Raw genomic sequence first — 12,404 nt, forward strand, 5'->3', positions numbered from 1 at the left:
AGGAGCACCACCCTATGGCCATGTCCGCAGGCCACCTGATTGTCCGACAACTTGAGGCGCACGGCGTCCGGCGGGTGTATTCCGTACCGGGCGAAAGCTTCCTCGATGTCCTGGACGGGCTGCACGACTCGCCGGTGTCAACCGTGGTGTGCCGCCAGGAGGGCGGCGCCGGGTTCATGGCGCTGGCGGAGGGGCGCAAGACCGGCATCCCGGGCATCGCAATGGTGACCCGCGGCCCGGGCGCCGCGAACGCGATGATTGCCGTGCATACCGCGTGGCAGGATGCGACGCCGCTGGTGCTCTTTGTCGGCCTGATCCCGGTGGCGGACCGGGGGCGGGACTCGTTCCAGGAGTTCAGCCTTGAGGGCTGGTTCTCGACCACGGCAAAGCGGGTGGTGGTGCTCGACGACGAGCACCGCGCCGCGGAGACGGTGGCCGAGGCAATGCAATTGGCGGTGTCCGGCCGGCCCGGACCCGTGGTCATCGGCCTGCCGGAGGACGTGCTGGTCCGGCCGACCAAAACGCGGGTAGTTCAACCACGTGCGCTCGCATCAGCCGTCCCGCCTCCGGCCGCGATGGAGGAACTGGCCGGCCGGCTGGCCGCTGCCCTCCGCCCGTTGATCATTGCCGGCGGCGAGGGCTGGGGCGACGACGGCGGCAACCTCGCTGCGTGGGCAGCCGAGGCCCAGGTACCGGTGGCCGCCGACTGGCGGGCTTACGACGTGGTTCCGCACGGTTCGGCGGCTTGGTCCGGCTGGCTCGGCTACGGCCGGGCGGACACCCTGGCCGCCAGACTGGACGAGGCCGACCTGCTGCTGTTCATCGGCTGCGGTCGGAGCGATGTGCTCAGCGACGGCTACACCAAGGGCTTCGACGCCACGACGGTGCTGGTGCTGCCGGATCCGGATGCAGCCATGCACTCCGGCCGGATTGACCAGCATATGGCGGTCTCGCCGTCGGCCTTCGTTGACGCACTTCCTCCCGCAGCAGAGGCCCGCGGCACACGGGGCAGCGGCTGGATGGACGCGCTCGCCGCAGACCAGCGCCGGTTCGCCACGCCTCGTCCGGACCACAGCCCCGGGGTTGACCTGGGGGTGGCCTTCGGCGTGCTGGAAGACCGGCTGCCGGCGGACAAGGTGGTGACGTACGGCGCCGGTAACGCCACCCTCTGGGGCCACCGCTACCTGACCCACCACGGCGCCGGTTCGCTGATCGGGCCGCGCAACGGCGCCATGGGACTGGCCGTCCCGGCGGCCGTCGCCGCGTCGCTGATAGAACCGAACCGGCAGGTGGTGGCCGTCTGCGGCGACGGCGACTTCATGATGAATGCGCAGGAACTGGCCGTGGCGGCGGCGCACGGTGCTGCTCCGCTGGTGATCGTGGTGGACAACGGCATTTTCGGCACCATCGTCCAACACCAGCGCAAGCATTACCCGGACCGGCCGTCCGGCACTTCGATGGTCAACCCCAACTTCTCCGACTGGATCCGCAGCTTCGGCGGGCACGGGGAACGCGTCGAAGCGACCTCCGAGTTTGGGCCGGCGCTGGAGCGTGCCCTGGCCAGCGGGTGGCTGGCGCTGCTGCACCTGGTCACGGATCCGCAGACGATGCCGCCGGGCACGGCCAATGCACCGGAGGAGATCGTCGGCCTGGCCGCACCCGGGCTGGCTGCGCAGGATGCCGGCAAGCCGCTGGCGGCGGCGGCGGCGGAGGGGACACGATGAAACTGGACCTCATCCTGCGCGACGCCGAAATCCTCACCCTGGAATCAGAGCGTCCCCGCGCCCGAGCCGTCGGCGTGCTCAATGGACGGATTGTCGGCTTCGATGAGGAGCTTGACGGCTGCACTGCTGCCCGCGAAGTATCGCTGGGCGGTGCCGCCGTGGTGCCCGGCTTCATTGACGCGCACTGCCACACCACGTGGTGGGGGCTGGGCTTGGGCGCCGTCGAGCTGGATCAGGCGCGCGGCCTTGAGGAACTGTATGCGCTGCTGGACGCCGAGGTCCGGCGGCTGGAGGACCGGCCGGGCGCCTGGGTCAACGGCACCGGCTTCAACCACAAGCACCATGGCGGGGCCTTTCCGGACATCCGACGGTTGGACGAGATTACGGGCGACCGGCCGCTGTACCTGCGGCACGTCTCGGGGCACCTGTCCATCACCAACTCCGCCACCTTGCGCCTGGCCGGCGTGTTCGATCCCGGCTTCAGCGACCCCACCGGCGGCGCCGTGCTCCGCGGCCCGGACGGCTACCCGACCGGCGTCGTCGAAGAATCCGCGCAGCAGCTGATCCAGAACCTGCTGCTGCCGTATCCAGTGGAGCGGATCGTCGAGGCATTGGACGCGGCGACCACGCGTTACGCGGCCGAGGGGATCACCAGTTTCACCGAGGCAGGCATCGGGGGCGGCTGGATAGGGCACAGCCCGGTGGAAGTTCAGGCGTATCTGAAGGCCAAGCAGGCCGGCAAGCTCCACGCCCGCGCCCAGCTGATGCCCGCGCTCGACTCGCTGCGGCCGCTTGAGGCCAACGCCGCCGACATGCATGGCACCGGCAACGGACTGGGCCTGGACCTCGGGGCGGTTGCGGGCTTCGGCGACGAATGGGTGTCCCTGGGACCGGTGAAGGTCTTTATGGACGGCTCATTGCTGGGCGTCACCGCGGCCGTGACCGAGGACTACTGCGGCCACCAGCACACCACGGGCTACCTGCTGGATTCACCCGAGGCCTACCGTGAACGGGTGGACGCGGCCTACCGGGCCGGCTGGCCGATTGCGCTTCATGCCATCGGCGACGCGGCCATCGATCTGGCCACCGACATCATTATCGGCTGCCAGGAGCGCTACGGCCGGAACCATCTGCCCAACCGGATTGAGCACTTCGGCATTTCGCGCCCAGACCAGCTGGCGCCCGTCGCCGCGGCCGGGATCGCTGTCACCCCGCAGGCCGCGTTCATCGGCCCGCTGGGCGACCAGTTTGCCGCCTTGGTGGGCCCCGAACGCGAGGGCTGGCTCTACCGGGGGCGCTCGCTGGTGGACGCGGGCATCCTGGTGGCCGGCAGCTCCGACCTGCCGGTGGCCGACAACAACGTGCTGCGCGCCATGCAGTCCTGGGTGGACCGGCGCACCGAACAAGGACGGATCCTCGGCGGCGCATCCGAGGGCCTGACCGCCGAAGAAGCGCTGCGGACTTACACCGACTGGGCCGCCCGGGCCACGGGCGTGGCCAGCGAGAAGGGCACGTTGCGCAGGGGGAAGTTGGCGGACTTCGCGGTGCTGTCCGGCTCACCTCTGGACGCTGCCGACATCTCCGCGCTCGAGGTCCTTGCCACGATCGTCGGCGGCGAATTTAGCCACGACACCTTGGACGCGGGCACGGCTCCGAGCGCGGGAAACGCCGCGCATCCGGCCCCGAAGCGGGCGCCCGACCCAGCCCCGAACCGGGCCGCCGTCCGTGCCCCGAGCCCGGCGCCGACGTCGTCCGCAGAGAACCTCTTGAACAATCAGTCCCTAGGAGTGCCATCATGACCATCACTGCCACGCAGCAGGCCGGCAAGTCCAGCGACGACGCCGGGTCCTTCCTGCACGACTTCCGCTCGATGAGCACGTTCGGCGCCACGGCCGGCGGGGGAGTGGACCGTCAGGCCGGGACCGTTGCGGACGGGCAGACCCGGAACTGGTTCCGCGGACTGGTCGAGGGGCACGGTTTCGAGGTCCGCTACGACGCGGTGGGGAACCAATTCGCGCTGCTCGAGCTGGTGCCCGGTGCTCCCTATATCGCCGTAGGCTCGCACCTGGACTCGCAGCCACTGGGCGGGCGCTTCGACGGCGCCTACGGCGTGCTGGCCGGAGCCCACGCGGCGATCCGGCTCAAGCAGCGGCTGGCGGCCGAGGGCACCAGGCCGGCGTTCAACATCGCCGTCGTCAACTGGTTCAACGAGGAAGGGTGCCGGTTCAAGCCCTCCATGATGGGCAGCTCCGTGTTCACCGGCAAACTGCCCGCCGAGAAGGTCCTTGCCACCACCGATCCGCGCGGCACCACCGTCCGCGAGGCGCTGGAAGCGATCGGCACCATCGGCGACTTTTCCCTCGATATCTCGGCGTACGTGGAAATCCATATTGAGCAGGGTCGGTCGCTGGAGGACGCCGGGCTGACCATCGGCTTGGTGGAATCCACCTGGGGCGCGAACAAATACGAGTTCATCGTGCACGGCGAGCAGGCGCACACCGGTGCCACGGTGATTGCCGACCGGCACGACGCGCTGCTCGGAGCCTCCTCGCTGGTGGTCGCCGCGCGGGAGGTTGCAGACGAATTCAGCACGGACGAGCATTCCGTCATCACCTCCTGCGGGGAATTCACGGTCTACCCGAACTCGCCCGTGGTGGTGGCCAACCGGGTGGAGTTGCTCGTGGACGTGCGCAGCACGGACCCCGATGTGCTTGCCGCCGCCGATGCCGAACTGCACCGCCGGGTCGCTGAGATCGAGCGAAGGGCAAGTGTGCGGATCGAACGCGGCGCCGAACACGTCTGGGCGGCGAAGTCCTACGACGAGGCGGGCATGCGGCTGGCCGCCAAGTGCGCGGAGGCGCTGGACCTGACGTACGGAACGGTCCGCACGCTCGCGGGGCACGATTCGACCAACCTGAAGGACGTCGTCCCCACCATCATGCTGTTTGTGCCCAGCGTGGACGGCGTCTCCCACAATGAGAAGGAGCTGACCCACGACGACGACCTGCTCGCCGGCGTGGATCTCCTCACGGAGTTGATGGGCCGTGTGGTGGCAGGGGAGTTCGTCCCGGCGCAGTAGCTCGCCCCGTCCGGCAAGGAACGGCCGGTGTGAGGGGCGATGCCGCGCCGGCCGTTCCGCTCAGTCGTGGCCCGGGTGCTCGTGCTCCACGTGGCCCGCGGGCTCCAGTTGGAAGGTGGAGTGTTCCACGCTCAGCTCGAAGTGTTCGGCCACGCACTGCTGGAGTTGGTCCAGGACCTGTGGGGCGTGACCGTCCACAAAGCAGGAATCCTCGATCACCACGTGCGCGCTGAGTACCGGGATGTTGGAGGAGATCCGCGAGGCGTGCAGGTCGTGGACCGACAGCACATGCGGCACTTCCAGGATGTGTTGGCGGACGTCCTCGAGATCCAGGCCCTTCGGCACGGTTTCCAGCAGGATGCTGCCCGCCTCGCGGAGGATCTTGACGGTGCGCGGGACGATCAGGACGGCGATCAGCATCGCGGCCAGCGCGTCGGCCTGGGTCCACCCGGTGGTGGCGATGACGACGGCGCTGGCGATGACGGCGACGGAGCCGAGGGCGTCGTTGACCACCTCGAGGAAAGCCGCCCGCAGGTTGAGGTTCGCGTTCCGTCCGGCGCTAAGCACCAGCATGGCGGCGATGTTCCCCAGCAGGCCGATGATGCCGAAGACCAGCAGGCCGCCCGAACTGACTTCGGGCGGGTGGAACAGCCGCTGGACACCTTCAACCAGCGCGTAGATTCCGACCGCGAGCAGGACCGCGGCCTGGGCGCCGGCGGCCAGGACTTCCATCCGGAGGTATCCCCAGGTGCGGCGCGGCGTGTGCGGGCGGGCCATGAGCGAAGCGGCGAGCAGGGCGATCAGCAGCCCGCCGGCGTCGGTGAGCATGTGTCCGGCGTCCACCAGCAGTGCGAGGCTCCCGGTCACGAAGGCGCCGACCACCATGGCGACCAGGATGGAGGCGGTGATGCCGAAGGCGATGGCCAGCCGGCCGCGGTGCGTGGGCCCGGCATGGTGGTGGTGTCCGCTCACGCCGATGCCTCGGATGAGGGCGCCGCACCTGTCATTGGCTTCGCGGAGGGCGCCTCGGCGGCAGCCCGGCCGCCAGCAACCGTCGGACACAGCTCGACGGCGTAGCCGGTGGCCTTCAAGAGTTGCTCGGCTGACGCCAGGGCGGCGAGCAGTTCGGGCTCGGTGGTCAGCGAGTACATCGACGCCCGCCCGACCGGGCGCGAGGTGACGAGGCCGCAGTCGCTCAGGCACGACAGGTGGGCGCTGACCGTGGACTGGGCAAGGCCGAGGTGTTCCGTCAGCTCCCGGACCTTGTGTTCGCCGGTGGTCAGGTGCTGCAGGATGGTCAGCCGGGTGGGATCCGAAAGGCTGTGGAACAACGCGGCCGCCGGCGCCAAATCGCCTGTTCGGCCCGCGGCCCGTTGCCGTTGCATCGTCATATGCCGATGATATCGGCGAAGCGCGGCTTTGTCGTATTTCCAGAACGAGGGTGAGCGGTTGAAGTGGTTAGTCCCTTGGAGCGATTCGTCAGTAGCTGTACCAGCCCCGGCCGGTCTTGCGTCCCAGCCGGTTTTGCTCGACAAGCTCCGTGATGGCCGGATGCGGCAGGTCCGCCTCGTCGCCGGTGTCGGCGTAGGTGGCACGGGCGATGAAGTCGATGACGTCCAGGCCGACCATATCCATGAGTTCGAAGGGGCCCATCGGGTGGCCGAGGGCGGTCTTGGCCGTGGTGTCGATGTCCTCGAGGCTGGCAACGCCCGCTGTGTGGAGGGCCAGCGCTTCCTTCTGCAGAGCGCCCATCAGCCGGTTGGCAACGAAGCCCGGGACCTCCTGGTTGATCAGGACGGGCGCCTTGCCGAAACGCCGCGCCAGTTCCATCACGGTGTCCACGGTGGCCTGCGACGTCGACTCGTGCCGGACCACCTCCACGCACTTCATCACCAGGGCCGGGTTGAAGAAGTGCATGTTGCAGACCTGCTCCGGCCGGCCGGTCACCGCGGCGACCTTGGACGAGCCGAGGGTGGAGGAGTTGGTGGCCAGGATGGCGTGCGGGGGTGTCACCTCGCCCAGCCGGGCGAAGATCTGTTGCTTAATCTCGAGCCTCTCGGTGGCGGCTTCAATGACGAAGTCGGCGTCCGCCGCCGCGGCCGCGAGGTCCGTGCCGAAGGCCAGGCGGCCCAACGCGCCGTCGGCGTCCTCTCGGCTGATCCGCCCCTTGGCCGCACTGGCCTCCATGCGCGCGGTCAGCTGCTTTTTGGCTTGGGCGAGCATCCCTTCGGCGATGTCCTGGACGGTGACCCGGTACCCGGCCAGGGCGGCGACCATGCCGATTTGAGAGCCCATGGCGCCGGAACCCACGACCAGGATGTGCTTGATGTTATCGATGGAGGCAGTCATGTGTCCCTCAGGCTCCGGCGGTCCCGCCGCGCAGATAAACCGTGGTGGTATGGGTGAAGAACTCCTTGGCCGCCGCGCCCTGTTCCTTGGGACCGTAGCCGGATTTCTTGGCGCCGCCGAAGGGTACATGCGGGTCGGCGCCGGCGGATTCGGAGTTGACGTGCAGGATGCCGACATCGAGGTCGTCGATCGCGTCGAGGGCACGCGTAACGTCCTGGGTGAACAGGGCGGCGGAGAGCCCGAATTCACTGTCGTTCGCCAGCTCGAAGGCCTGCTCCGCGGTGGCCGCCCGGCGGACGGCCAGCACGGGTCCGAAAAGTTCCTCGCGCCACAGGTCGAGCTCCCGGTCGTCGGGGAGCTCCAGGACGGTCGGCGGGACGAAGTAGCCGCGGGCGAGGAAGCCATCCTCGTACCGCTGGCCTCCGACGATCCGCCGGGCCCCCTGCGCTAGCGCGGCTTCGATGCCGTCGTGAATGGACTTCCGGGCGGCGTCGTTGATGACCGGTCCCATCTGCACCGCGGGGTCGGCCGGATCGCCGACTGCCAATGCATGGGCGCGCTCGGTGAGCACGGCGAGGAATTCGTCGGCGACGGCATCGGCCACGATGAGCCTTGACGTGGCGGTGCACTTTTGCCCGGTGGAGCGGAAGGCACCGAGCATGACTTGTTCGGCGGCAAGCTGCAGGTCGGCGTCGGCTAGGACGACGGCGGCGTTCTTACCGCCCATCTCGGCCTGCACGGGAACACCGCGTCCGGCCGCCTCCGCGGCGAGGCGGCGGCCCACCCCGGTGGAGCCCGTGAAGGTCAGGCCGTCCAGCGCCGGGTGCTCGACGAGGGTGTTGCCCATGGCGCCCGGGCCGATCAGCAGGTTCAGCACGCCGGCCGGCAGCCCGGCGGAGTCCAGCGCCTGGGCCAGCCGCAGTGCCAGCAGCGGCACGGTGCTCGCCGGCTTCCAGACCACGGTGTTGCCGTACGCCAGGGCCGGAGCGATCTTCCACGCCGGGATGGCGATGGGGAAGTTAAACGGGGTGATCACGCCGACCACGCCGAGCGGCTTGCGGGTCACGAGGATCTTCTCGCCGCGCCGCGGGGAGGAGAAGATCTCCCCGGCGGCGCGGTCGCCGTCGTTCCCGTAGTAACGGAAAATCTGCGCCGCCCGCAGCACCTCGCCGTGGCCTTCCGCCCGGGTCTTGCCCTCTTCCCGGGCCAGCTCCAGCCCCCAGGCTTCGGCGTTCTGTTCAAGCACGACGGCGGCGCGCAGCAACACGGCGCCGCGCTCGTGCGTCGGGGTGCGCGCCCACTCACGCCGGGCGGCGACGGCGGCGGCCATGGCCTGTTGCACCTCGGCAGGTCCGGCCTGCAGGCCCCGGGCGACAACTTCGTCCGGGTGCGCCGGGTTGTGGCTGGCGATGGGGGAGCCGGAACCGGGAACCCAGGCGCCGTCGATGTAGTGCTGCAGCTGTACCGGAGAGGTCATGCGTGTTCCTTGGTTCGGAGAAGGGGTCAGCGGAAGGCGGGGACGCCGGTGATCTTCTGGCCGAGGATCAGGGTGTGGACCTCGTCGGTGCCCTCGTAGGTGCGCACGGATTCGAGGTTGTTGGCGTGGCGCAGCGGTGAGTAGTCCAGGGTGATGCCGTTGCCGCCGAGGATGGTGCGGCATTCGCGGGCGATTTCGATGGCTTCGCGGCAGTTGTTGAGCTTGCCGACGGAGATCTGGTGGGGCTGCAACTGTCCGGCGTCCTTGAGGCGACCAAGGTGCAGGGCGAGCAGGAAGCCCTTGTTGATCTCCAGCGCCATGTTGACCAGTTTTTCCTGGGTGAGCTGGTAGCCGGCCAGCGGCTTGTCGAACTGCATGCGCTCCTTGGAATAGTCGACCGCGGTCTGCCAGGCATCGCGGGCGGCTCCCATGGCGCCCCAGATGATGCCGTAGCGGGCTTCGTTCAGGCATTCGAACGGGCCGCGCAGCCCCTTGGCCTTCGGCAGCAGCGCCCCGGCGGGCAGGCGGACGTCGGTGAGTTCGATGTCGCACTGGATGGAGGCGCGCATGGAGAGCTTGGCCTCGATCGGGGTGGCCTTGAAACCGGCGGTGTCGGTCGGCACCACGAAGCCGCGGACGCCGTCGTCGGTCTGTGCCCAGATCACGGCGACCTTGGCGACCGAGGCGAGGCCGATCCAGCGCTTGGATCCGTTGAGCACCCAGTCGTCGCCGTCGCGGCGGGCGAAGGTCTTCATGCTGGCCGGGTCGGAACCAGCGCTGGGTTCGGTCAGGCCGAAGCAGCCGATGGCCTCGCCTGTGGCCATCTGGGGCAGCCACTCGTTCTTCTGCTCCTCGGAGCCGTGCTTGTGGATCGCGCTCATGGCCAGCGAACCCTGCACGGAGACGAAGGTGCGCAGGCCGGAATCGCCGGCCTCCAGCTCGGCCCCGGCGAGCCCGTATTCGACGGCGGAGCGGCCGGCGCAGCCGTAGCCGTCCAGGTGCATGCCGAGCAGGCCGAGCTTGGCCAGCTCGGGCACGATCTCCAGCGGGAACACCGCGTCTTCGTACCAGCCGGCGATGTTCGGCTTGATCGCGCTGTCCACGAAGGAGCGGACGTTCTTCTGCAGTTGCCGTTCCTCCTCGGTGAGCAGGGAATCGAGTGAAATCAGGTCGTGGTCCAAAGACATGGAGCGTTCCTTCTGGGGAGTTCGGGGGATGGTGTCGAGGTGTGGGGCTGCCGGAGGACGGTTCCCAGCAGGCGGGTCAGGCCGATGCCGAAGCGGCCGACGTCGGCTTCCCGTCCGCCGCAACGTCGAGGACTGCCTGCCGCAGCACCTGCAGGCCATCGGCGAGCAGGTCCGCGCCGATGACCAGCGGGGGCAACAACCGGATGACGTTGCCATGGGTGCCGCAGGTCAGGGTCAGCACGCCCTGCGCGTGGCACCGCGCAGAAACCTCCTTGGCCAGGTCGGCCCGCGGGGCCAAGGTGTCCCGGTCCGCGAACTCCAAGGCCAGCATGGCGCCGCGGCCGCGGAATTCTGCCACGACGTCGGTCTCCGCGACCAGCGGCTCCAACACCCGGCGTGCCGCGGCTTCGATGGCGCGGGCGTTGGCCAGCAGGCTGCCGTCCTCAAACGCTTCAAAGACGGCCAGCGCGGCCTCGCAGGCCAGCGGATTGCCGGCGTAGGTGCCGCCGAGGCCGCCGGCGTGCACGGCGTTCATCAGGTCGGCGCGTCCGGTGACGGCGCTGAGCGGCAGCCCGTCGGCCAGCGCCTTGGCCGTGAGCGTGATGTCGCCGGCCACCGACTCGTGTTCGCTGGCGAAGAGCGTCCCGGTGCGTCCCATGCCGGCCTGGATCTCGTCGATCACCAGCACGATGCCGTGCCGGTCGGCGATCCGCCGCAGCCCCGCGAGGAAGCCGGGGGCCGGAACAACAAAGCCGCCCTCGCCCTGGATGGGTTCGATGACCATGGCGGCGAAGCTGTCCGCGCCGTGCTCGGCGAGCGTGGCCTCGACCGAGGCAAGCGCCGCCGCGGTGACGTCCGCGGCCGAGGCGGGGACCCCGCCGTCGTGCTGTGCCGCCGGGCGCAGGGGATTGGCCGAGGCGGCCCGGACGATCTCTGCCGGGAAGGGCCCAAAGTGCAGCCGGTACGGGTTCTCCTTGGCGGTCATCGCCATGGTCAGCAGGGAGCGGCCGTGGTACGCCTCGTCAAAGACCAGCACCCTGCTGCGGCCGGTGGCCGAACGCGCGATCTTGACCGCGTTTTCCACGGCCTCGGCACCGGTGGAGAACAGCGCGGTGCGCTTCTCGAAATCGCCCGGGGTGTGCTCGTTGAGCCACTTGGCCACCTCGGTGAAGGACTGGTACTCGGTGACCATGAAGCAGGTGTGGGTGAACCTCTCCAGCTGCGCGGCCACCCGCTCGCGGACCCGGGGATGGCTGGCGCCGATGCTGGTCACGGCGATGCCGGAGGCGAAGTCGATCAGGCGGTTTCCGTCCACATCCTGCAGGATGCCGCCGTCCGCCTTCTCGACGAAGACCGGCAGGACGATGCCGAAGCCGTCGCTGACGTGGGCAAGCCGGTCCCGGTGCAACGCCTGGGAACGGGGGCCGGGGATGGCGGTCGCCAGGTGGCGGGACTGGGGGAGCGTGGCGGCGGCCGCGCCGGCCGCGGAAGTGAGCACATCGGTCATAGGGCAACGCTAAACGCGCGGTGGGCACGGGGTCATCGGATGTTCTGCCCAAATGCCCCCGGTGGTGTTGGATAATCAGTCCATGGTTTCCCTTGCGCAGCTCAGCCATGAACTCGGAGATTCGCTCAGGCCCGCGGTTCCCGGACCGGTGCCGGGGATCCAGCTTTCCGGTGTCCATGTGTCCGAGCTGGCGGACCCGGGTGCCTACCTGGAGGGCGGCGAGCTGCTGCTGACCACCGGCATCCCGCTCAGCGGAAGTGCCGCCGCCGTGGACGGGTACGTGCGGCGGCTGGCAGCCAAAGGGGTCGCCGCCCTTGGCCTGGGGCTGGGGGAGGGGCTGGACAGCGTGCCGCCGGAGCTGGTCCGGGCCTGCTCCGCCGAGGGCGTGGAGTTGTTGGTGGTCCCCGACGGCGTTCCGTTCCTGGACGTCTCGCGGATGTTTTGGGAATTGGCCTCGCGGAGCGACCAGGCCGACCTGATAGCGAACCTGGGAACGCAGACCGCTTTGGCCCGGGCGACGATGCGTCCGGATGCCCTGCCGTCGGTCGTGCAGGGGCTGGCCCAGGCGCTGGGTGGCTGGGCGGCCTACCTGCCCGCGGACGCCGGGACGGAGGCCACCGTGTGGCCGGCCAGTGCGCTGCCGTTGCTGCCGCACCTCAGACTGGAAACCACGCGACTCAACGTTGCCGGCACCCATTCCGCCGCTACCTTCTGGCTGCACGGCGCTCCCGTCGTCGAGTATCCGATCCTCGTCGGACGGCGGATCGACGGCTTCCTGGCCATCGGCCCCGGCCGGACCCTGACCAAGGCCGATCGGCAGATCATCACGACGGTCTGCGTTCTGCTGGCCCTGAAGGCTCAGCAGCGCGAGGAGCTGCTGGGGACGACGACGGTGCTGGGCTCCGTCGTCGCCAAGCTGGTTGCCCGCGGCCAGGTGGAGGCAGCCCGGCTGGTGGCAGCCGACGGAAACCTTGGGCAGCTGCCCGAACGGGTGCGCGTGCTGGCCGCGCGGATGGGCACGGCGGATTCCCTCACGGCGCTCGCCGGTGCGGCAGCCCGGCTCCGGCCGGCCGCCGGCGGC

Annotated in this window: 10 protein-coding genes; 4 read left to right on the plus strand and 6 right to left on the minus strand. The window is 69.5% G+C overall.

Annotation, left to right across the window (positions count from 1 at the left end; translation table 11 throughout):
• The first annotated feature begins 14 nt into the window (after positions 1 to 14).
• The 3 genes from AC5RUH_RS13650 to AC5RUH_RS13660 are packed head-to-tail and all read left to right on the plus strand — an operon-like array spanning position 15 to position 4,803.
• A complete protein-coding gene (locus tag AC5RUH_RS13650; RefSeq protein WP_494128852.1) occupies positions 15 to 1,724 on the plus strand; it encodes a thiamine pyrophosphate-dependent enzyme in 1,710 nt (569 codons plus the stop codon).
• Positions 1,721 to 3,523 (plus strand): amidohydrolase, encoded by a 1,803-nt coding sequence (locus AC5RUH_RS13655; RefSeq protein ID WP_494128853.1) that lies wholly within the window; start codon positions 1,721 to 1,723, stop codon positions 3,521 to 3,523. Before AC5RUH_RS13650 ends, AC5RUH_RS13655 begins: the two co-directional genes overlap by 4 nt.
• Entirely contained in the window at positions 3,520 to 4,803 is a 1,284-nt protein-coding gene (locus AC5RUH_RS13660) for a M20 family metallo-hydrolase (protein WP_494128854.1), read from the plus strand. The genes AC5RUH_RS13655 and AC5RUH_RS13660 overlap by 4 nt, the downstream gene beginning before the upstream one ends.
• A 60-nt stretch (positions 4,804 to 4,863) precedes the next feature.
• On the opposite strand, the gene AC5RUH_RS13665 is transcribed toward AC5RUH_RS13660, so the two are convergent.
• From AC5RUH_RS13665 to AC5RUH_RS13690, 6 genes are all read right to left on the minus strand, one after another.
• Positions 4,864 to 5,775, minus strand: coding sequence for a cation diffusion facilitator family transporter (locus AC5RUH_RS13665; protein WP_494128855.1), 912 nt, complete (start codon positions 5,773 to 5,775; stop codon positions 4,864 to 4,866).
• Positions 5,772 to 6,194, minus strand: a complete 423-nt coding sequence (locus tag AC5RUH_RS13670; RefSeq protein ID WP_494128856.1) for an ArsR/SmtB family transcription factor — start codon at positions 6,192 to 6,194, stop codon at positions 5,772 to 5,774. Before AC5RUH_RS13670 ends, AC5RUH_RS13665 begins: the two co-directional genes overlap by 4 nt.
• Positions 6,195 to 6,282: 88 nt before the next feature.
• Complete coding sequence (locus AC5RUH_RS13675) at positions 6,283 to 7,152, minus strand: 3-hydroxyacyl-CoA dehydrogenase family protein (RefSeq protein ID WP_494128857.1); 870 nt, start codon at positions 7,150 to 7,152, stop codon at positions 6,283 to 6,285.
• Between the two features lie 7 nt (positions 7,153 to 7,159).
• Positions 7,160 to 8,629 (minus strand): aldehyde dehydrogenase family protein, encoded by a 1,470-nt coding sequence (locus AC5RUH_RS13680; protein ID WP_494128858.1) that lies wholly within the window; start codon positions 8,627 to 8,629, stop codon positions 7,160 to 7,162.
• 26 nt (positions 8,630 to 8,655) lie between these two features.
• On the minus strand, positions 8,656 to 9,816 hold the full coding sequence (locus tag AC5RUH_RS13685) for an acyl-CoA dehydrogenase family protein (RefSeq protein WP_494128859.1): 1,161 nt from the start codon (positions 9,814 to 9,816) through the stop codon (positions 8,656 to 8,658).
• A 76-nt stretch (positions 9,817 to 9,892) separates the two neighbouring features.
• Positions 9,893 to 11,323: an aminotransferase class III-fold pyridoxal phosphate-dependent enzyme gene (locus AC5RUH_RS13690; protein WP_494128860.1), complete on the minus strand. Its 1,431-nt coding sequence runs from the start codon at positions 11,321 to 11,323 to the stop codon at positions 9,893 to 9,895.
• Between the two features lie 82 nt (positions 11,324 to 11,405).
• Here AC5RUH_RS13690 and AC5RUH_RS13695 point away from each other — a divergent pair.
• Positions 11,406 to 12,404: PucR family transcriptional regulator ligand-binding domain-containing protein (locus AC5RUH_RS13695; protein ID WP_494128861.1), on the plus strand; the 999-nt coding region annotated here is incomplete at its 3' end.

This window comes from Arthrobacter sp. Y3223166, assembly GCF_059090935.1.

Bases quoted from the DNA above. Each gene is read 5' to 3' on its own strand.
- AC5RUH_RS13675 (WP_494128857.1), bottom strand. From the start codon at position 7,152: ATGACTGCCTCCATCGATAACATCAAGCACATCCTGGTCGTGGGTTCC.
- AC5RUH_RS13680 (WP_494128858.1), bottom strand. From the start codon at position 8,629: ATGACCTCTCCGGTACAGCTGCAGCACTACATCGACGGCGCCTGGGTT.
- AC5RUH_RS13685 (WP_494128859.1), bottom strand. From the start codon at position 9,816: ATGTCTTTGGACCACGACCTGATTTCACTCGATTCCCTGCTCACCGAG.
- AC5RUH_RS13655 (WP_494128853.1), top strand. From the start codon at position 1,721: ATGAAACTGGACCTCATCCTGCGCGACGCCGAAATCCTCACCCTGGAA.
- AC5RUH_RS13660 (WP_494128854.1), top strand. From the start codon at position 3,520: ATGACCATCACTGCCACGCAGCAGGCCGGCAAGTCCAGCGACGACGCC.
- AC5RUH_RS13650 (WP_494128852.1), top strand. From the start codon at position 15: ATGGCCATGTCCGCAGGCCACCTGATTGTCCGACAACTTGAGGCGCAC.
- AC5RUH_RS13670 (WP_494128856.1), bottom strand. From the start codon at position 6,194: ATGACGATGCAACGGCAACGGGCCGCGGGCCGAACAGGCGATTTGGCG.
- AC5RUH_RS13690 (WP_494128860.1), bottom strand. From the start codon at position 11,323: ATGACCGATGTGCTCACTTCCGCGGCCGGCGCGGCCGCCGCCACGCTC.